Origin of the sequence: Nocardioides conyzicola, assembly GCF_039543825.1 — a bacterium.
GTDB classification, from domain to species: domain Bacteria; phylum Actinomycetota; class Actinomycetes; order Propionibacteriales; family Nocardioidaceae; genus Nocardioides; species Nocardioides conyzicola.
Map to the genome: position 1 here is coordinate 196,839 of NZ_BAABKM010000004.1, position 18,921 is coordinate 215,759.

Below are 18,921 nucleotides of genomic sequence, written 5' to 3' on the forward strand. Positions count from 1 at the left end.
GGTGCTTGGACGAGTGGGAGTCTAACGCCCGACGTGAGTAGGCTCGGCATTGGCCGAACCTCCGAAAGGAACCTTGTGAGCAACCCCCCTGCCCTCGACTGGACCGATCTCGACAGGAAGGCGGTGGACACCGCCAGGGTCCTGGCGATGGACGCGGTGCAGAAGGTCGGCAACGGCCACCCCGGCACCGCCATGAGCCTCGCCCCTGCGGCGTACCTCCTCTTCCAGAAGGTGATGCGCCACGACCCGGCGGACTCCCGCTGGATCGCGCGCGACCGCTTCGTCCTCTCCTGCGGGCACTCGAGCATCACGCTCTACACGCAGCTCTACCTCGGCGGCTTCGGCCTCGAGCTCGAGGACCTGAAGGCGCTGCGCACCTGGGGCTCCAAGACCCCGGGCCACCCCGAGCTCCACCACACCGCCGGCGTGGAGGTCACCACCGGCCCGCTCGGCCAGGGCGTCGCCAACGCCGTCGGCATGGCCATGGAGGCCCGCCGCGTGCACGGCCTGCTCGACCCCGACGCCGCGCCCGGCAAGAGCGTCTTCGACCACCACGTCTACGCCCTGTGCTCCGACGGCGACCTCCAGGAGGGCGTCAGCGGCGAGGCCAGCTCGATCGCCGGCACCCAGGAGCTCGGCAACCTGACGGTCATCTACGACCGCAACCGGATCTCGATCGAGGGCAACACCGACATCGCCTTCACCGAGGACGTCGCGGCCCGCTACGAGGCCTACGGCTGGGACGTGCAGGTCGTCGACTGGACCAACGGCGGCAAGAAGTACGTCGAGGACGTGCCGGCGCTCTACGACGCCGTCGTCGCTGCGGGCAAGGTCAAGAACAAGCCCTCGCTCATCGTGCTCGACACGATCATCGCGTGGCCCGCGCCCAACGCGCAGGGGACCGAGAAGGCCCACGGCAGCGCGCTCGGCGACGCCGAGGTCGCGGCCACCAAGGAGGTGCTCGGCTGGGACCCGGCGCTCACCTTCCAGGTGCCGGAGGACGTCATCGCGCACACCCGCAAGCTGAGCGAGCGCGGCGCCGAGTGGGGCGCTGCCTGGGACGAGCAGTACGCCGCCTGGGCGGACGCCAACCCCGACAAGGCCACGCTGCTGCACCGGCTCAAGTCCCGGGCGCTGCCCGAGGGCCTCGAGGAGGCGCTGCCGGTGTTCGAGGCGAGCGCCAAGGGCGTCGCGACCCGGACCGCGTCCAGCGACGTGATCAACGCGATCGCGCCGCTGATGCCCGAGCTGTGGGGCGGCTCCGCCGACCTCGCGGGCTCCAACAACACGACGATCAAGTCGGCCCCGTCGTTCCTGCCCAAGAGCCGCAGCGTCGAGGAGTGGACGGCCGACCCCTACCAGGGCCGGGTGCTGCACTTCGGCATTCGCGAGCACGGCATGGGCGCGATCATGAACGGCATCGCGGCGGACGCGCTGACCCGCGTCTTCGGTGGCACGTTCCTGACCTTCTCCGACTACATGCGCGGAGCGGTCCGGGTCGCGGCCCTGAGCCAGCTGCCGGTCACCTACGTCTGGACCCACGACTCGATCGGTCTCGGCGAGGACGGCCCGACCCACCAGCCGATCGAGCACCTGGCGGCCCTGCGCGCCATGCCCGGCCTCGACGTCGTACGCCCGGCGGACGCCAACGAGACGGCCGCCGCGTGGCACACGATCCTCGGCCACACCGACCGGCCGGCGGCCCTGGCGCTGACCCGCCAGAACGTGCCGGTCTTCCCGCGGGGCGAGGACGGGTTCGCGGAGACCAGCGACGTCCACCGCGGCGGCTACGTCCTGATCGACGCGGAGGGCGGAGCTCCCGACGTGGTGCTGATCGCCACCGGGTCCGAGGTGCAGCTCGCGGTCGAGGCACGCACCCAGCTCGCGGAGAAGGGTGTCCAGGCCCGGGTCGTGTCGATGCCGTGCCAGGAGTGGTTCGAGGCCCAGGACCAGTCCTACCGCGACACCGTGATCCCGCCGATCGTCAAGGCGCGCGTCTCCGTCGAGGCCGGCGTCAAGCAGGGCTGGCGCGAGTACGTCGGCGACCACGGCCGGATCGTCTCGATCGACCACTACGGCGCCTCGGCCGACTACGCACGGATCTACCAGGAGTTCGGGGTGACGGCCGAGGCCGTCGTCTCCGCAGCGCACGACTCGATCCTGGCGGCGAGCGTCTGAACGTCCGCCGGCCCGGGTACCCCACAGTCTTCCAAGGGAGGAACGCACCATGAGTGATCGTTTGAAGAAGCTCGCAGACGCGGGGGTGTCGATCTGGCTCGACGACCTGTCCCGCGAACGGATCGAGACCGGCAACCTCGCCGACCTAATCAAGGAGAAGTCGGTGGTCGGAGTGACCACCAACCCCACGATCTTCGCGGCGGCCATCGCCAACGGGGAGCGCTACGACGGACAGGTCCGCAAGCTCGTGGAGCAGGGCGAGCCGGTGGACCGGGTGATCTTCGAGCTCACCACCGAGGACGTCCGCAACGCCTGCGACATCTTCGAGCCGCTGGCCGGCGAGGAGTCGGCGGACGGCCGGGTCTCGATCGAGGTCGAGCCGACCCTGGCCAACGACACCGAGGGCACCATCGCGTCCGCGCGCGCCCTGTGGTCGGCCGTGGACCGCTCCAACGTGCTGATCAAGATCCCCGCCACCAAGGAGGGGTTGCCGGCCATCACGGCCGCGATCGCCGAGGGCATCAGCGTCAACGTGACGCTGATCTTCGGGAAGGTCCGCTACCAGGAGGTCATGGACGCCTACCTGACCGGGCTCGAGGCCGCGCGTGACGCCGGCCTGGACCTCAGCCGCATCCAGTCCGTGGCGTCGTTCTTCGTGTCCCGCATCGACACCGAGGTCGACGCCCGCCTGGAGAAGATCGGCTCGGACGAGGCGCTCGCCCTGCGCGGCAAGGCCGCCGTGGCCAACGCCCGGATCGCGTACGCCGCGTACGAGGAGGTCTTCGCCAGCGACCGCTGGAAGCAGCTCGAGGCGGCGGGCGCCAACCCGCAGCGTCCGCTGTGGGCCTCCACCGGCGTCAAGAACCCCGACTACTCCGACACGATGTACATCACCGAGCTCGTCGTCGCGAACACGGTCAACACGATGCCCGAGAAGACCATGGACGCGTTCGCCGACCACGGTGAGGTCCAGGGCGACCAGGTCACCGGCAAGGCCGACGAGGCCCAGGCGGTCTTCGACCAGCTGGCCGCGGTCGGCATCGACTTCGAGGACGTGCTGGTCACCGTCGAGCACGAGGGTGTCGACAAGTTCAAGAAGTCGTGGACCGAGCTGACCGAGACCGTCCAGGGCCAGATGGAGAAGGCGGCCGCGTGACCGACGCGCCCGTCGACCCGACCTCGACCGCGGCGTGGGGACGGTTGACCGCCCTGGCTGCGGACTTCACACCTGACCTGCGCCGGTGGTTCGAGGAGGACCCGCACCGGGTCGACCGGCTCACGTACGACGCAGGCGACCTCCACGTCGACCTGTCCAAGGCGCTGCTCGACGACGCCGTCCTCCCCGCCCTGCTCGCGCTGGCGGACGAGGTCGGCGTCGCCGCGCGCCGCGACGCGATGTTCGCCGGTGAGCACATCAACGTCACCGAGGACCGGGCGGTGCTGCACACGGCGCTGCGCCTGCCCGCCGACGCGACGCTGGAGGTCGACGGGCAGGACGTCGTCGCGGACGTCCACGAGGTCCTGGACCGGGTCTACGCGTTCGCCGACCAGGTGCGCAGCGGTGCCTGGACGGGCGTCACCGGGGAGCGGATCCGCACGGTCGTCAACATCGGCATCGGCGGCTCCGACCTCGGCCCGGTGATGGCGTACGAGGCGCTGGCGGCGTACCGCCAGGATGGCCTGGAGTGCCGCTTCATCAGCAACATCGACCCGACCGACGCGGCGACCACCCTGGCCGGGCTCGACCCGGCGACCACGCTCTTCATCGTGTCGAGCAAGACCTTCGGCACCCTCGAGACGCTCACCAACGCGCGGCTGTGCAAGGCCTGGCTGCTCGACGGGCTCGCGTCCGCCGACCCGACCGACGCGGTCGCGAAGCACTTCGTCGCCGTCTCCACCGCGCTCGACAAGGTCGCCGACTTCGGGATCGACCCGGCCAACGCCTTCGGCTTCTGGGACTGGGTCGGCGGGCGCTACTCGGTCGACTCGGCGATCGGGACCTCGCTGGCCGTCGCGATCGGGCCGGAGCGGTTCGCAGAGCTGCTCGCCGGCTTTCACACGATGGACGAGCACTTCCGTACGGCGCCCCCGGAGCGCAACGTCCCGCTGCTGCTGGGCCTGCTCAACGTCTGGTACACCAACTTCCTCGACGCCGAGACCCACGCCGTGCTCCCCTACGCACAGCTCCTGCACCGGTTCCCTGCCTACCTCCAGCAGCTGACCATGGAGTCCAACGGCAAGGGCGTGCGCTGGGACGGCAGCCCTGTCACGACCGACACCGGCGAGATCTACTGGGGCGAGCCGGGCACCAACGGTCAGCACGCGTTCTACCAGCTGATCCACCAGGGCACGCGGCTGATCCCGGCGGACTTCATCGCGTTCGCGGAGCCGTCGTACCCGCTCGTCGACGGTGCCCAGGACGTCCACGAGCTGTTCCTCGCCAACTTCCTCGCGCAGACCGCCGCGCTCGCCTTCGGCAAGACCGCCGACGAGGTGCGCGCCGAGGGGACGGCCGAGGCCGTCGTACCGGCCCGCGTCTTCACCGGCAACCGGCCCACCACGTCGATCATGGCGCCGGCGCTGACCCCGTCCGTGCTCGGCCAGCTGGTCGCCCTCTACGAGCACCTCACGTTCACCGAGGGCGTCGTGTGGGGCATCGACAGCTTCGACCAGTGGGGCGTCGAGCTGGGCAAGCAGCTCGCCCAGAAGGTCGGACCGGCCATCGCCGGCGACACCGACGCGCTGGCCGAGCAGGACGCCTCGACCCAGGCCCTCATCGCCTACTACAGGAAGCACCGGACCAAGTGATCACCCCACGAAACTGCGGGCTTCCCCCGCTTCGCTCCTCCAGCCCACACTTCCGCGGGGACCCCGAATGACCTACACGAACCCGCTGCGTGATCCGCAGGACCGGCGCCTGCCCCAGATCGCCGGGCCGTGCGGCCTGGTGCTCTTCGGCGTCACCGGTGACCTGTCGCGCAAGAAGATCATGCCGGCGATCTACGACCTCGCCAACCGCGGCCTGCTGCCGCCGGGCTTCAGCCTGGTGGGCTTCGCCCGGCGCGACTGGGCCGACCAGGACTTCGCCCAGGTCGTCCACGACTCGGTGAAGTCCTACGCGCGCACGGAGTTCCGCGAGGAGGTCTGGCAGCAGCTCGCCGAGGGCTTCCGGTTCGTGCCCGGCGACTTCGACGACGACGTCGCGTTCGACCAGCTGCGCCGCACGATCGAGGAGCTCGACCTGGCCCGCGGCACGGACGGCAACCACGCGTTCTACCTGGCCATCCCGCCCGGCTTCTTCGGCAACGTCGTCGGCCAGCTCAAGGAGCACGGCCTCGCCGACGGCGGTGGCCCCGACTCGTGGCGTCGCGTCGTGGTGGAGAAGCCGTTCGGCCACGACCTCGAGTCGGCGCGCGAGCTCAACGCCGTGCTGGCCGACGTCTTCCCGTCGGGCTCGATCTTCCGGATCGACCACTACCTCGGCAAGGAAACGGTCCAGAACATCCTGGCGATGCGCTTCGCCAACACCATGTTCGAGCCGATCTGGAACGCCAACTACGTCGACCACGTGCAGATCACGATGGCCGAGGACGGCGGCATCGGCGGCCGCGCCGGCTACTACGACGGCATCGGCGCCGCCCGCGACGTGATCCAGAACCACCTGCTGCAGCTGATGTCGCTGGTCGCGATGGAGGAGCCGACGTCGTTCGACGCGGAGAGCCTGCGCATCGAGAAGCAGAAGGTGCTCTCGAGCGTGGTGCTCCCCCGCCGTCTCGACCTGACGACCGCCCGGGCGCAGTACGCCGAGGGCTGGGCCGGCGGCGAGAAGGTCGCCGGCTTCCTGCAGGAGGAGGGCATCAAGAAGTCCTCCACCACCGAGACGTACGCTGCCGTCACCCTCAACATCGACACCCGGCGCTGGGCCGGGGTGCCGTTCTACCTGCGCACCGGCAAGCGGCTCGGCCGGCGGGTCACCGAGGTCGCGATCGTCTTCAAGAAGGCGCCGCACCAGCCGTTCAGCGCCTCCTCGACCGAGGACCTCACCGAGAACGCCCTGGTCATCCGGATCCAGCCCGACGAGGGCGTGACCCTGCGGTTCGGCTCCAAGGTCCCCGGCACCGCCATGGAGATCCGCGACGTCAACATGGACTTCGCCTACGGCGGGTCCTTCACCGAGTCGTCGCCCGAGGCGTACGAGCGGCTGATCCTCGACGTACTGCTCGGTGATCCGCCGCTCTTCCCCCGGCACGAGGAGGTCGAGCTGTCCTGGAAGATCCTGGACCCGATCCTCGAGCACTGGGCCAAGCAGGACGCCGCCGGCAAGGGGAAGCCGGACACGTACGAGTCCGGGACCTGGGGTCCGAAGTCCGCCGACGCGATGCTCGCCCGCGACGGCCGCACCTGGAGGAGGCCGTAATGATCGAGCTCACCGACACCAACTCCGCCGCCATCGCGAGCGAGTTCGTCCGCGCCCGCAAGCGGGCCGGCAGCCCGGCGATGGGCATGGTGATGACCATGGTCGTCGTCGTCGACGAGGACATCGCCACCGACGTGATGGCCGTCGCCCGCGAGGCGTCCCACGAGCACCCCGCGCGGGTCCTCGGCGTGATCCTCGGCGACGGTCGCGGCGCCTCGCAGGTCAACGCCCAGGTGGGCGCCGGGGCCGGCTGGTCCGGCGAGACCGCGCTGATCCGCCTCAAGGGCGAGGTCGTCAAGCACCCCGAGTCGGTGGTGCTGCCCCTGCTGCTCCCGGACTCCCCCGTCGCGATCTACTGGCCCGCGGACCCGCCCGAGGACACCGCGCAGGACCCGCTGGGGGCGCTCGCCCAGCGGCGGATCACCGACGCGGCCGGCGCCAAGCGCGGCAAGGGCAAGGCGATCCACACCCAGTGCGCGTCGTACACGAAGGGCAACACCGACCTGGCCTGGACCCGGATCACGCCGTGGCGCGCCCTGCTCGCCGCGGCCCTGGACCAGCACCACCTCAAGGTCACCGGCGCGTCCGTCACGGCCGAGCGGATCAGCCCGAGCGCCGACCTGCTCGGCGCCTGGCTCCACGACCGGCTGAAGGTCCCGGTCGTCCGCAAGAGCTCGTCCGGCCCCGGCATCACCGAGGTGGTGCTCGAGACCAAGGAGGGGCCGATCAGCATCTCGCGCTCCGACGGCAGGCTGGCGACCTACCGCTCGCCCGGCCACCCCGACCGCCCGATCGCCCTCAAGCGGCGCGAGCTGCCCGAGCTCCTGGCCGAGGAGCTCCGGCGCCTCGACGAGGACGACGTGTACGCCGAGACGGCGCGCCGGCTGGTCAAGATCGGACGCAGCTGATGGCCGAGCCCCTCATCGAGGTCCACGACGACTCCGCGGCGCTCGCCACCGCCGTCGCCGGCGAGCTGCTCAGCCGGCTGGCCGACGCCCAGGCGGCCGGCGGGATCCCGCAGATCGCCCTGACCGGCGGCACCATCGCCGAGGACATCCACCGCGAGCTCGCCCGGCTCTCCCCGGGCTCCGAGGTGGACTGGTCGCAGGTCGTGATCTGGTGGGGCGACGAGCGCTTCGTCGCCCCAGACTCCCCCGACCGCAACAGCGGCCAGGCCCAGGCCGCGTTCCTCGACGCGGTCGGTGCCGACCCGGCCAAGGTCCACGCGATGCCGTCGACGGCGGACGCGACCGACGTCGAGGCCGGCGCGACGGCGTACGCCGAGACGCTGCGGACGCACGGCGCCGGCGAGTTCGACATCGTGATGCTCGGGATCGGTCCCGACGGCCACATCGCCTCGCTCTTCCCGGGCTTCCCCCAGCTCGACTCCGACGCGATCGCCGTCGGCGTCACCGGCTCGCCGAAGCCACCGCCGGAGCGGATCAGCCTCACCTTCCCGGCGCTCAACCGCGCCCGGTCGGTGTGGTTCCTGGTCAGCGGTGCCGGCAAGGCCGCCGCGGTCGCCTCCGCCCTCGGCGGCGCCGACCTCCACGAGACCCCCGCAGCCGGCGTGGTCGGTCGCGAGGAGACGATCTGGTTCCTCGACCGCGAGGCGGCCTCCGAGCTCTAGCGAGTCGAGTCGGGAGTTCTGACCGTTGAGTCGGGAGTTCCAGTGCGTGGGAGCGACCAGAAATCCCGACTCAACCTGGGGAAGTCCCGATTGAAGCGTCAGAAGTCCCGACTCGACCTCTTGGCGGCTAGAAGATGATGTCGCCGGACTTCCGGCGGGTGCGCAGCAGGCTGAGGGCCTCGTCGAGGATGTCCTCGGCCTCCTTGTCGGAGCGCCGCTCCTTCACGTAGGCGAGGTGCGTCTTGTAGGGCTCGATCTTGGGCGCCGGGGGCGGGTTGTCCGAGTCCAGGCTCGCGGGCAGACCACACTTCGGGCAGTCCCACGACTCCGGGACCGTCGCCTCGGTCGAGAACGCCACGACGGAGCGGTGCTCGCGGGCGCAGAAGTACGTGACGGTCTGGCGCGGCGCGGCCTCGCCACGCTCCGCCTCGCCCATCGGGCCAGCACCGACCCGACTACCGCGAATCGCGTTTCCTCCACCAGCCACCGGCGTAATCCCTTTCGAAGCTCTAGGACAGGTCTGAACGGGTGAGTCAGTAAGCCTTCAGCAATCCGAGAGCGATGATGCAGGCGAACCAGATGACGCCGATGCCGACGGTGAGCCGGTCGAGGTTCCGCTCTGCGACAGAAGACCCTCCCAAGGAGCTGGAGACGCCGCCGCCGAACATGTCCGACATGCCGCCGCCACGACCCTTGTGAAGGAGCACCAGCAGGATCATCAGCCCGCTGGCGATCATGAGCACGATAGTGAAGATCAGTTCCACGGCGCAGAGCCTACGTCAGGTCGCCGGAGATCACAGGACCGGCATGTCGTAATAGCGGCAGATCCCACCGAACTCGTCGACCTGCAGGCTCGCGCCGCCGACCAGGCAGCCGTCGACGTCGGGCTGGACCATGATCCCGCCGACGTTGCCGGCCTTCACCGAACCGCCGTAGAGCACGCGTACGGCGTCGGCCGCGCCGTCCCCGTGGACCTCACGGATCCGCGCCCGGATGGCCGCGCAGACCTCCTGGGCGTCCTCGGGCGTCGCCACCTCACCGGTGCCGATGGCCCAGACGGGCTCGTAGGCGACGACCAGCCCCGCGACCTGCTCGGCGGTGAACCCCTCGAGCGAGCCGTCGACCTGCGCGAGGCAGTGCGGGACGTGCTCACCGGCCTGCCGGACGCCAAGACCCTCGCCCACGCACACGATCGGCACCATGCCCGCGGCCAGGGCCTTGTGCGCCTTGGCGTTGACGACGGCGTCGGTCTCAGCGTGGTACTCGCGCCGCTCGCTGTGGCCGACCACGACGTACGAGCAGCCGAGCTTGGCCAGCATGGCCGCGGAGATCTCGCCCGTGTAGGCACCGGAGTCGTGCGTCGACACGTCCTGCGCGCCGTACCGGATCTGCAGCCGGTCGCCGTCGACCAGCGTCTGCACCGACCGCAGATCGGTGAACGGCGGCAGGACGACCACCTCGGCCTTGCTGTAGTCGTGCTTCTTGTCCGCCAGCGTCACCGCGAGCTTCTGCACCAGGACGAGAGCCTCCTGGTGGTTGAGGTTCATCTTCCAGTTCCCCGCCATCAGCGGGGTGCGGGCGTTCTTGGCCATCAGTCCTCCAGGACCTGGATGCCGGGGAGCGTCTTGCCCTCGAGGTACTCGAGGCTGGCGCCACCACCGGTGGAGATGTGTCCGAACGCGGCCTCGTCGAAGCCGAGCGTGCGTACGGCGGCCGCGGAGTCGCCGCCGCCGACGACCGAGAGGCCGTCGACCTTCGTCAGCGCCTCGGCGACGGCCCGGGTGCCCGCGGCGAACGCGTCCACCTCGAAGACCCCCATCGGGCCGTTCCAGAAGACCGTGTGCGCGTCTGCCAGGGCGGCCGCGAACGCCGCCGCGGAGTCCGGGCCGATGTCGAGGCCGAGGGCGTCCGCCGGGATCTCGCCGGACGGTACGACGCGGGGCTCGGGCGTGCGGTCCCCGCTGGGGAACGCGGTGTCGACCACGATGTCGGTCGGCAGGAGGATCTCGACGCCGGTCTGCCCGGCCCGCTCCAGGTAGGCACGGCACACGTCGAGCTGGTCGTCCTCGAGCAGGCTCTTGCCGACCTCGTGGCCCTGGGCCTTGAGGAAGGTGAAGACCATGCCGCCGCCGATGAGCAGCTTGTCGGCCTTGCCGAGCAGGTTGTCGATCACGCCGAGCTTGTCGGAGACCTTCGAGCCGCCGAGCACGACGACGTACGGGCGCGCCGGGTCCTCGGTGAGCCGGCGCAGCACGCCGATCTCCGTGGCGACCAGCTGGCCCATCGCGTGCGGCAGCCGCTGCGCCACGTCGTACACGGACGCCTGCTTGCGGTGCACGACGCCGAAGCCGTCGGAGACGAACGCGTCGGCGAGCCCGGCGAGCTGGTCCGCGAAGGCGCCGCGCTCGGCCTCGTCCTTGCTGGTCTCGCCCGGGTTGAACCGGACGTTCTCCAGCACCGCGACCTGGCCATCGGAGAGCGCGGCGACCGTGGCCCGCGCGCTCTCCCCCACCGTGTCGGTCGCGAACGCGACCTCCTGGCCGAGCAGCTCACCGAGGCGGGCGGCGACCGGACGGAGCGAGTAGCGGTCCTCCGGTGCGCCCTTGGGGCGACCGAGGTGGGCGGTCACGACGACCCGGGCGCCGGCCGCGGCCAGCTCCCGGATCGTCGGGACGCTGGCCCGGATCCGACCGTCGTCGGTGATCGTGGTGCCGTCGAGCGGGACGTTCAGGTCGGACCTGACGAGCACCCGCTTGCCGGCGATGTCACCCAAGGAGGAGTAGTCGCCCACGATCAGAGCGAGGCGCCGACGTGGTTGACGAGGTCGACGAGGCGGTTGGAGTAGCCCCACTCGTTGTCGTACCAGCCGACGACCTTGACCTGGTTGCCGATGACCTTCGTCAGCGGCGCGTCGAAGATGCACGACGCCGGGTCGGTGGTGATGTCGGCCGAGACGATCGGGTCCTCGTTGTACTTGAGGATGCGGCCGTCGGCGGCCGCCTTCATGATCGCGTTGACCTCCTCGACCGTGGTCTCGCGGCCGGCCTCGAAGGTGAGGTCGGTGACCGAGCCGGTCGGGACCGGGACGCGCAGCGCGTAACCGTCGAGCTTGCCCTTGAGCTCGGGCAGCACCAGGGCGATCGCCTTGGCGGCGCCGGTCGAGGTCGGCACGATGTTGAGCGCGGCCGCGCGGGCCCGGCGCAGGTCGCTGTGCGGGCCGTCGAGCAGGTTCTGGTCGCCGGTGTAGGCGTGGATGGTCGTCATCAGGCCCTTGACGATGCCGAGCTCGTCGTTGAGGACCTTCGCCATCGGGGCGAGGCAGTTGGTGGTGCAGGAGGCGTTGGAGATCACGGTGTGCGCGGCCGGGTCGTAGTCGGCCTCGTTGACGCCCATCACGATCGTGACGTCCTCGTTCTTGGCGGGGGCCGAGATGATGACCTTCTTGGCGCCACCGTCGATGTGCGCCTTCGCCTTGGTCGCGTCGGTGAAGAAGCCGGTCGACTCGATCACGATGTCCGCGCCGACGCCGGCCCAGTCCAGGGCAGCGGGGTCGCGGTCCGCGAAGACCTTGAAGGTCTGGCCGGCGGCGGTGATGTCGGTGTCGGTGTGCGACACGTCGCCCTCGAGCCGACCCAGGGTGGAGTCGTACTTGAGCAGCGTCGCCAGCGTCTTGTTGTCCGTCAGGTCGTTGACGGCGACGATCTGGATGTCAGCGCCAGAGGCGACGACGGCACGGAAGAAGTTGCGGCCGATCCGGCCGAATCCGTTGATACCTACTCGAACAGTCACTGCGGTGCTCCTGCGTTGTCAGTCGGCTCATGCAAGGGGACGTCCCGACCCTATCGCTTGGGTCGACGGCTCCAGCCTGCCCGTCCGACGTACGTGCCGGTAACCGACGAAGGTCCCGAGGACGCGAGCCGTCAGCCCTCGTCCGCGAGCATCTCCGGCGTCAGCGAGGCCTCGGTGTCGGGGATCCCGAGCTCCTCGGCGCGCTTGTCGGCCATCGCCAGGAGGCGGCGGATCCGGCCGGCGATCGCGTCCTTGGTGAGCACCGGGTCGTGCAGCTGGCCGAGCTCCTCGAGGGAGGCCTGCTTGTGCTCGAGCCGGAGCTGCCCGGCGAGCTTGAGGTGGTCGGGGACCTCGTCGCCGAGGATCTCCATGGCCCGGTCGACGCGGGCCCCCGCGGCCACGGCGGCGCGCGCCGAGCGGCGCAGGTTGGCGTCGTCGAAGTTGGCGAGACGGTTGGCCGTCGCGCGCACCTCGCGGCGCATCCGGCGCTCCTCCCAGGCCATCAGGGACTCGTGCGCGCCGAGGCGGGTGAGCAGCTGGCCGATGGCGTCGCCGTCGCGAATCACGACCCGGTCGACGCCGCGGACCTCCCGGGCCTTCGCGTGGATGCCGAGGCGTCGCGCGACACCGACGAGCGCGAGCGCCGCCTCGGGTCCGGGGCAGGTCACCTCGAGGGCCGAGGACCGGCCCGGCTCGGTCAGGGAGCCGTGGGCGAGGAAGGCGCCGCGCCAGGCGGCGACGGCGTCGCAGCCGCCACCGGAGACGACCGCTGGCGGCAGGCCCCGGACGGGGCGGCCGCGCTGGTCGAGCAGGCCGGTCTGGCGGGCGAGCGCCTCGCCGTCCTTCACCACGCGCACGATGTAGCGGCTGCCCTTGCGGATCCCGTTGCCCTGCACCATGACGACGTCCGACTGGTGCCCGTAGACCTCGGCGATGTTGGTGCGCAGCCGCCTGGCCGCGGCGCCGGTGTCGAACTCGGCCTCGACCACGATGCGCCCGCTGACGATGTGCAGACCGCCGGCGAAGCGCAGCATCGAGGCCACTTCCGCCTTGCGGCAACAGGTCTTCGTCACCGGAGTGCTCGACAGCTCTGCTTTCACCTGTGCCGTCATCGCCATGGCCCGATCCTGCCACGCGAGTCAACGACCCTCGTCATGACCCTGACGTCAGGTGCCGGTCATGATCCGGGTGTACGCCGCGGCCAGGCGAGCCGGGTCGTGGTGCGGGCTGCCGTCGTGGAGGGCGACGTCGGCGAGGTGCAGGACGGCGCCGTAGGACGCGACCGCGGCGTGGAGATCGGCAGCACCCTCGCCGACGCTGTCGGCGTCGGCGAGGACCGTGTGGATGCGCAGGTCCGGAGCGTGCTCGACCAGCGCCGCCAGGTGGTCGGCCGGCCCGAAGCCGTCGGTCTCGCCAGCCTCGTCGACGAGGTTGAGCACCACGACGAGGCGGGCGTCGGTCTGCACCAGCGCGTCGCGGATCTGCGGCACCATCAGGTGCGGCATCACGGACGTGAACCACGAGCCCGGTCCGAGCACCACCCAGTCGGCCGCGTCCACCGCGGCCAGCGCCTCTGGGCACGGCACGGGGTCGGGCGGGTCCAGCGCGATCGACACGATCTCCCCGGAGGTGGTCGCGACCTCGACCTGGCCGCGCACCGTCGCCAGGGCGGCGGGGTCCGCCGGCTCGGTGCCGCGCACCTGCGCCGTGATGTCGAGCGGGGTCAGCGCCATCGGCAGCACGCGGCCCGTCGTACCGAGCAGGCGGCCCACCCAGTCGAGGGCGGCGACGGGGTCGCCGAGCTGCTCCCAGAGGCCGACGATCAGCAGGTTGCCGATGACGTGGCCGTTCATCTCCCCCTGACCGGCGAACCGGTGCTGGAGCACCCGGGCCCAGGTGTCGCCCCACGGGTGGTCGCCGCAGAGCGCCGCCAGCGCCATCCGCAGGTCGCCGGGCGGGAGCACCCCGAACTCTCCGCGCAGCCGACCGGACGACCCGCCGTTGTCCGCGACCGTGACGACGGCCGTCAGGTCGTCGACGACGAGGTCGGCGACCAGCAGGCGCAGGGCGTGCAGGGACGCCGACAGCCCGTGTCCGCCGCCGAAGGCGACCACGGACTGCGCCCGCTCGCTGGACGGCAGCACCCCGGACGTCACTCCCGGCCGAGGTCGCGATGGGTCGGTCGCGCCTCGAAGCCCGCGGCGCTCAGCCGCCGGGCGATCTCCTCGGTCATCGCCACACTGCGGTGCTTGCCGCCGGTGCAGCCGATCGCGACGGTCATGAAGCGCTTCCCCTCCCGCCGGTAGCCCTCGGCCACGCGCTCGAGCACGGGCACGTAGCCGTCGAGGAACTCCGCGGCGCCCGCCTGGGACATCACGTACGACGCCACCTCGGGGTCCCGGCCGGTCCCGTCGCGGAGCTCGGGGATCCAGTAGGGGTTGGGCAGGAAGCGCATGTCGGCGACGAAGTCGGCGTCGACCGGGATGCCGTACTTGAAGCCGAAGCTCGTCACGGTCACCTTGAGCCGGCGCGTGTCGGGCGTGCCGAAGGCCTCCGCGATCCGGTCGGTGAGCTGGTGCACGTTGAGCGCGGAGGTGTCGATGACCAGGTCCGCGTCGCTGCGCAGCTCGGCCAGCACGTCCCGCTCGCGCTGCAGTCCGTCGAGCAGCCGGCCGGTCCCCTGGAGCGGGTGCGGCCGCCGGGCGGCCTCCTGGCGGCGCACGAGCACGTCGTCGGTCGCCTCGAGGAAGACCAGCGTGGCGTGCCGCCCGGTCGCTCCGAGCGCGAGGTTGGCCTGCAGGGTCTCGAAGAACGAGCCGGAGCGGACGTCGACGACGACCGCCACGGGCTGCTGGATGCCACGGCTCTCGTCGACGAGGCGCACCACGTCGCGCAGCAGGCTCGGCGGCATGTTGTCGACGACGTAGTAGCCGAGGTCCTCGAGCTCCTTGGCCGCGGTGCTGCGGCCCGCACCGGTCATCCCGGTGACGACGACGAGCTCGCCGTGCTGGTCCTGCGGGTCGGCAGACATGGCCTAGCCCTCCTCGATCTCGCCGGTGGCCGTGTTGACGGAGACAGTCTTGCCGCTCCGCTGCTCGACCGCCTCCTTGATGGCGCCCGCCGTGCGCTCGCCGATGCCCGGGACCATCGCGATCTCCTCGACGGTCGCCTCACGGAGCTTCTTCAGCGAGCCGAAGTACTTCATCAGGGTCTTGCGGCGCACCTCACCGAGGCCGGGCACGTCGTCGAGCAGGCTCTCGACCATCGTCTTCGACCGACGCGACCGGTGGTGGGTGATCGCGAAGCGGTGCGCCTCGTCGCGGATCCGCTGCAGCAGGTAGAGACCCTCGCTGGAGCGGGCGAGGATGACCGGGTCCTCCTGGTCGGGGAGCCAGACCTCCTCGAGACGCTTCGCCAGGCCGCACACCGGGATGTCGACGATCCCCAGCTCCGTCAGTGCCCGTTGGGCCGCGGCGACCTGCGGCGGCCCGCCGTCGACCACGACGAGGCCGGGCGCGTAGGCGAACTTGCGCGCGCGTCCGGTCTCCGGGTCGACCAGCATCGGCCCGTTGTCACCCGCGACCTCGGTGCTGGTGGACTGCTCGTCCAGCAGCCGACGGAACCGCCGGGTGATCACCTCATCCATGGACGCGACGTCGTTCTGCCCGTCGACGCCCTTGATCACGAAGCGGCGGTACTCGCTCTTGCGGGCTAGGCCGTCCTCGAAGACCACCATCGAGGCGACGACCTCGGTGCCCTGGAGGTTGGAGACGTCGTAGCACTCGATCCGGAGCGGCACCTCGTCCAGACCGAGCGCGTCCTGGATCTCCTCGAGCGCCCGGTTGCGGGTGGTCAGGTCGCTCGCGCGCCTGGTCTTGTGCAGCATCAGCGACTGCGCGGCGTTCTGCGCGACGGTCTGCTGCAGGGCCCGCTTGTCGCCGCGCTGCGGGATCCGGATCGCGACCTTGGAGCCGCGCAGGTCGCTGAGGAGGGTCTCGTACGTCGCCACGTCGGGCGGCAGCGCGGGCACCAGGATCTCGCGCGGTATCTCGTCGGCGGTCGCGCCGGCGTAGAGCTGGAGCAGGAAGTCGTCGACCAGCTTGTCGGTGCCGCCCTCGTCGACGCGGTCGGCGACCCAGCCGCGCTGGCCGCGGATCCGGCCACCGCGCACGTAGAAGATCTGGACCGCGACCTCGAGCGGGTCCTCGGCGAGGGCGATCACGTCGGCGTCGGTGCCGTCGCCGAGCACGACGGCCTGCTTCTCGAGCGCCTTGTTGAGCGCGCCGAGGTCGTCGCGGAGGCGGGCCGCCTTCTCGAAGTCGAGCGCGTCGGAGGCGGCGTACATCTCCTTCTCGACCCGGCGCACGAACGACGTGGTCTGCCCGGCGAGGAAGTCGCAGAAGTCGTCGACGATGGCGCGGTGCTCCTCGGCGCTGACGTTGCCGACGCACGGGGCCGCGCACTTGTCGATGTAGCCGAGCAGGCACGGCCGGCCGATCTGGCTGGACCGCTTGAAAACGCCGTTGCTACACGACCGCATCGGGAAGACCCGCAGCAGGAGGTCGACGGTCTCGCGGATCGCCCAGGCGTGGCCGTAGGGCCCGAAGTAGCGGGTGCCCTTGCGCTTGGCCCCGCGGCCGACCATCACGCGGGGGAACTCCTCGCCGACGGTCACCGCGAGCCACGGGTAGGACTTGTCGTCGCGGTACTTCACGTTGAACCGCGGGTCGAACTCCTTGATCCAGGAGTACTCCAGCTGCAGCGCCTCGACCTCGGTCTTGACCGTCGTCCACTCGACGCTCGCGGCGGTGGTGACCATGGTGGCGGTGCGGGGGTGCAGGTTGCCGACGTCCTGGAAGTACGACGAGAGCCGCGGGCGCAGGCTCTTCGCCTTGCCGACGTAGATCACCCGGCCCTTGGAGTCACGGAACCGGTAGACCCCGGGCAGCGTCGGGATCGACCCGGGCTCGGGGCGGTAGGACAGCGGGCCTCGGGTCGAGCGCGGGGGCGGAGCAGGAGGCACGCGACAACCCTACGGGCCGGCACCGACACCGCCCCCGGCGCGGGGATCCACCGTTGATATGTGCAGTGGTTTACTATCCTTTCATGCGATGTCGGGACCCCTACGGTTATGAGCTCACGTGCTCTCCCGAGGCCGCCTCCGCCTTCAACCGCGGCGTCCAGGGTCTGCTCCGGCTCCACGGCGGAGCCGAGCAGGGAGTCGCCACCGCACTCGCGCTGGACCCCACCTTCGCCGTGGGGCACGCGACGCTCGCCCTGCTGGGTCACGAGATGTGCGTCGCGGTCGACGTCGACTCGCGGATGAGGGACGCCCTGACGCTGGCACCGCGCGCCACCGAGCGCGAGCGCAGCCACGTCCACGCCATCGCCTCCCACCTCTCCGGCGACTCTCGCCCGCTGATCCAGCACCTCGAGACCTACCCCCGCGACGCGGTCCTCCTGTCGACCGCGGTGCCGACGATCGCCTTCGCCGGCGTGACCGAGGTCCCGGCGCAGGCGTGGCAGATCGTCGAGCGGGCGATCCCGGCGTACGGCGACGACTGGTGGTTCACCGGCCTGCTCGCCTTCATCCGCCAGGAGCAGCGGCGCTTCGACGAGGCGATGGACCTCTCCTGCCGCTCGCTGGCGGAGGAGCCGTCGGCCGGGCACTCCGCCCACGCGCGGGCACACGCGCACTACGAGACCGGCGACCACGACGCCGGTCTCGCCTGGATGGACGACTGGGTCCGCGGCGACGGGGCCGGCACGGACAGCCTGAGCCACTTCGCCTGGCACGCGGCCCTGCACGAGCTCTCGCTCGGCGACATGGACGCCGTACGCCGCCGCTACGAGTCGCAGCTGCGACCGGACGGCGCGCTCGGATGCCGCGCCCTGGTCGACACCGGTTCCCTGCTCTTCCGCTGGGCCCTGACGCCGGACGCGCACGACGTACCCCCGATGGCGGCCGTCGCCGCAGCGACGCCCGAGACCACGCTGCGGCACCCGGCGACGCCGTTCCTCGCCATGCACTCGGCCGTGCTGCACCTCGCGCAGGACGACGCGGCCGCGCTCGGCGACCTCGAGGCCTGGGCCGCCCGTCACGACCACCCCACCCACCGCGAAGTCGTCGCTCCGCTGGCCGGGGCGCTGCGCAGCATGGCGCTGGGCAGCTGCTCGGCCGCTGCCGACCGGCTCGCGGCCCTGGACACGCACCTCTGGAGGCTCGGCGGGTCCGACGCCCAGCGGGAGATCATCGAGGAGGCGCGGATCTCCGCGCTGCTCCGGTCCGGCCGGCTCGACGAGGCGCGGCTGGTGCTCGACGGCCGCCTCGACCGGCGGGAGTCGCCGCGCGACCGGCGGTGGCGTGCGGCAGCGGCGCGATCGGAGTCGGCCTCGACCGTCAGCTGAGGCTGATCGCGTCTCCGTCGACGGAGATCGGGACCTCGTCGAGGGCCGAGCTGGCGGGGCCGCCCTGGACCGACCCGTCCTCGATCGAGAACGAGCTGCCGTGGCACGCGCAGTTGATGGTGCCGTCGGCGACGCCCGACACGACGCAGCCCTGGTGGGTGCAGATCGCGGAGAAGCACTTGAACTCCCCCGCCGTCGGCTGGGTGACCACGACCTTCTGGTCGGCGAAGATCGTGCCCCCGCCCTGGGGTACGTCGGCGGTGGTGGTCAGGGCATCGGCCGCCGCCGACTCCGACGGGCTCGCGGAGGTGCTCTCCGAGGTCGTCGGTGTCGCGCCGGGGCTGCTCGACGAGGCGGCCGGGTCGGTCGCCGTACCGCTGTCGGAGTCACCGCCGCACGCGGCGAGCAGCGGCACGCCGACGCCCACGACCGTCGCGCCGGTCAGGGCGCGGCGCCGGGTGAGGCCTGGGTCCGTCATGGTGGAACCTCTCGGGACGAC

Annotated in this window: 17 protein-coding genes; 7 read left to right on the forward strand and 10 right to left on the reverse strand. The window is 71.2% G+C overall.

Going from position 1 to position 18,921, the window contains the following annotated elements; genetic code table 11:
• Window positions 1-147: 147 nt before the first annotated feature.
• The 6 genes from tkt to pgl all read left to right on the forward strand — a co-directional run bounded on the left by tkt (window position 148) and on the right by pgl (window position 8,225).
• Window positions 148-2,178 carry a transketolase gene (gene tkt / locus ABEA34_RS20735; protein ID WP_425576902.1) on the forward strand — a complete coding sequence of 677 codons (2,031 nt, stop codon included), beginning with the start codon at window positions 148-150 and terminating at the stop codon, window positions 2,176-2,178.
• A gap of 49 nt (window positions 2,179-2,227) precedes the next feature.
• Complete coding sequence (gene tal, locus ABEA34_RS20740) at window positions 2,228-3,334, forward strand: transaldolase (RefSeq protein ID WP_345523528.1); 1,107 nt, start codon at window positions 2,228-2,230, stop codon at window positions 3,332-3,334.
• Complete coding sequence (pgi, locus tag ABEA34_RS20745; RefSeq protein ID WP_345523529.1) at window positions 3,331-4,986, forward strand: glucose-6-phosphate isomerase; 1,656 nt, start codon at window positions 3,331-3,333, stop codon at window positions 4,984-4,986. Before tal ends, pgi begins: the two co-directional genes overlap by 4 nt.
• 67 nt (window positions 4,987-5,053) lie before the next feature.
• Window positions 5,054-6,595, forward strand: a complete 1,542-nt coding sequence (gene zwf, locus ABEA34_RS20750) for a glucose-6-phosphate dehydrogenase (protein ID WP_345523530.1) — start codon at window positions 5,054-5,056, stop codon at window positions 6,593-6,595.
• A complete protein-coding gene (locus ABEA34_RS20755; RefSeq protein WP_345523531.1) occupies window positions 6,595-7,503 on the forward strand; it encodes a glucose-6-phosphate dehydrogenase assembly protein OpcA in 909 nt (302 codons plus the stop codon). The genes zwf and ABEA34_RS20755 overlap by 1 nt, the downstream gene beginning before the upstream one ends.
• Window positions 7,503-8,225, forward strand: a complete 723-nt coding sequence (gene pgl, locus ABEA34_RS20760) for a 6-phosphogluconolactonase (protein ID WP_345523532.1) — start codon at window positions 7,503-7,505, stop codon at window positions 8,223-8,225. The genes ABEA34_RS20755 and pgl overlap by 1 nt, the downstream gene beginning before the upstream one ends.
• A 127-nt stretch (window positions 8,226-8,352) precedes the next feature.
• On the opposite strand, the gene ABEA34_RS20765 is transcribed toward pgl, so the two are convergent.
• The 9 genes from ABEA34_RS20765 to uvrC all read right to left on the reverse strand — a co-directional run bounded on the left by ABEA34_RS20765 (window position 8,353) and on the right by uvrC (window position 17,037).
• On the reverse strand, window positions 8,353-8,712 hold the full coding sequence (locus ABEA34_RS20765; RefSeq protein WP_345523533.1) for an RNA polymerase-binding protein RbpA: 360 nt from the start codon (window positions 8,710-8,712) through the stop codon (window positions 8,353-8,355).
• Window positions 8,713-8,758: 46 nt separating this feature from the next.
• Window positions 8,759-8,989, reverse strand: coding sequence for a preprotein translocase subunit SecG (gene secG, locus ABEA34_RS20770; RefSeq protein WP_345523534.1), 231 nt, complete (start codon window positions 8,987-8,989; stop codon window positions 8,759-8,761).
• Between the two features lie 30 nt (window positions 8,990-9,019).
• Complete coding sequence (gene tpiA / locus ABEA34_RS20775) at window positions 9,020-9,817, reverse strand: triose-phosphate isomerase (protein ID WP_345523535.1); 798 nt, start codon at window positions 9,815-9,817, stop codon at window positions 9,020-9,022.
• Window positions 9,817-11,016 (reverse strand): phosphoglycerate kinase, encoded by a 1,200-nt coding sequence (locus tag ABEA34_RS20780; RefSeq protein WP_345523536.1) that lies wholly within the window; start codon window positions 11,014-11,016, stop codon window positions 9,817-9,819. Before ABEA34_RS20780 ends, tpiA begins: the two co-directional genes overlap by 1 nt.
• 2 nt (window positions 11,017-11,018) lie before the next feature.
• Window positions 11,019-12,014: a type I glyceraldehyde-3-phosphate dehydrogenase gene (gene gap / locus ABEA34_RS20785; RefSeq protein WP_345523537.1), complete on the reverse strand. Its 996-nt coding sequence runs from the start codon at window positions 12,012-12,014 to the stop codon at window positions 11,019-11,021.
• A gap of 131 nt (window positions 12,015-12,145) precedes the next feature.
• The gene (gene whiA / locus ABEA34_RS20790) at window positions 12,146-13,132 is read right to left on the reverse strand and encodes a DNA-binding protein WhiA (RefSeq protein ID WP_345523538.1); all 987 of its coding nucleotides are present in this window, start codon (window positions 13,130-13,132) and stop codon (window positions 12,146-12,148) included.
• Window positions 13,133-13,180: 48 nt separating this feature from the next.
• Complete coding sequence (locus ABEA34_RS20795; protein WP_345523540.1) at window positions 13,181-14,158, reverse strand: gluconeogenesis factor YvcK family protein; 978 nt, start codon at window positions 14,156-14,158, stop codon at window positions 13,181-13,183.
• Between the two features lie 8 nt (window positions 14,159-14,166).
• On the reverse strand, window positions 14,167-15,045 hold the full coding sequence (gene rapZ, locus ABEA34_RS20800) for an RNase adapter RapZ (protein WP_345523542.1): 879 nt from the start codon (window positions 15,043-15,045) through the stop codon (window positions 14,167-14,169).
• A 3-nt stretch (window positions 15,046-15,048) separates the two neighbouring features.
• A complete protein-coding gene (gene uvrC, locus ABEA34_RS20805) occupies window positions 15,049-17,037 on the reverse strand; it encodes an excinuclease ABC subunit UvrC (RefSeq protein WP_345523544.1) in 1,989 nt (662 codons plus the stop codon).
• Window positions 17,038-17,120: 83 nt separating this feature from the next.
• On the opposite strand from uvrC, the gene ABEA34_RS20810 reads away from it, so the two are divergent.
• A complete protein-coding gene (locus ABEA34_RS20810; protein ID WP_345523546.1) occupies window positions 17,121-18,422 on the forward strand; it encodes a tetratricopeptide repeat protein in 1,302 nt (433 codons plus the stop codon).
• Here the strand turns inward: ABEA34_RS20810 and ABEA34_RS20815 are convergent.
• Window positions 18,415-18,900 (reverse strand): Rieske (2Fe-2S) protein, encoded by a 486-nt coding sequence (locus tag ABEA34_RS20815; protein WP_345523548.1) that lies wholly within the window; start codon window positions 18,898-18,900, stop codon window positions 18,415-18,417. The genes ABEA34_RS20810 and ABEA34_RS20815 overlap by 8 nt on opposite strands.
• Window positions 18,901-18,921 lie beyond the last annotated feature (21 nt).

What these genes read in the sequence shown, in the direction of transcription:
- pgl (WP_345523532.1), top strand. Translation starts at nt 7,503, where the DNA reads ATGGCCGAGCCCCTCATCGAGGTCCACGACGACTCCGCGGCGCTCGCC.
- rapZ (WP_345523542.1), bottom strand. Translation starts at nt 15,045, where the DNA reads ATGTCTGCCGACCCGCAGGACCAGCACGGCGAGCTCGTCGTCGTCACC.
- ABEA34_RS20815 (WP_345523548.1), bottom strand. Translation starts at nt 18,900, where the DNA reads ATGACGGACCCAGGCCTCACCCGGCGCCGCGCCCTGACCGGCGCGACG.
- tal (WP_345523528.1), top strand. Translation starts at nt 2,228, where the DNA reads ATGAGTGATCGTTTGAAGAAGCTCGCAGACGCGGGGGTGTCGATCTGG.
- whiA (WP_345523538.1), bottom strand. Translation starts at nt 13,132, where the DNA reads ATGGCGATGACGGCACAGGTGAAAGCAGAGCTGTCGAGCACTCCGGTG.
- tkt (WP_425576902.1), top strand. Translation starts at nt 148, where the DNA reads ATGGACGCGGTGCAGAAGGTCGGCAACGGCCACCCCGGCACCGCCATG.
- zwf (WP_345523530.1), top strand. Translation starts at nt 5,054, where the DNA reads ATGACCTACACGAACCCGCTGCGTGATCCGCAGGACCGGCGCCTGCCC.
- ABEA34_RS20755 (WP_345523531.1), top strand. Translation starts at nt 6,595, where the DNA reads ATGATCGAGCTCACCGACACCAACTCCGCCGCCATCGCGAGCGAGTTC.
- ABEA34_RS20810 (WP_345523546.1), top strand. Translation starts at nt 17,121, where the DNA reads ATGCGATGTCGGGACCCCTACGGTTATGAGCTCACGTGCTCTCCCGAG.
- tpiA (WP_345523535.1), bottom strand. Translation starts at nt 9,817, where the DNA reads ATGGCCAAGAACGCCCGCACCCCGCTGATGGCGGGGAACTGGAAGATG.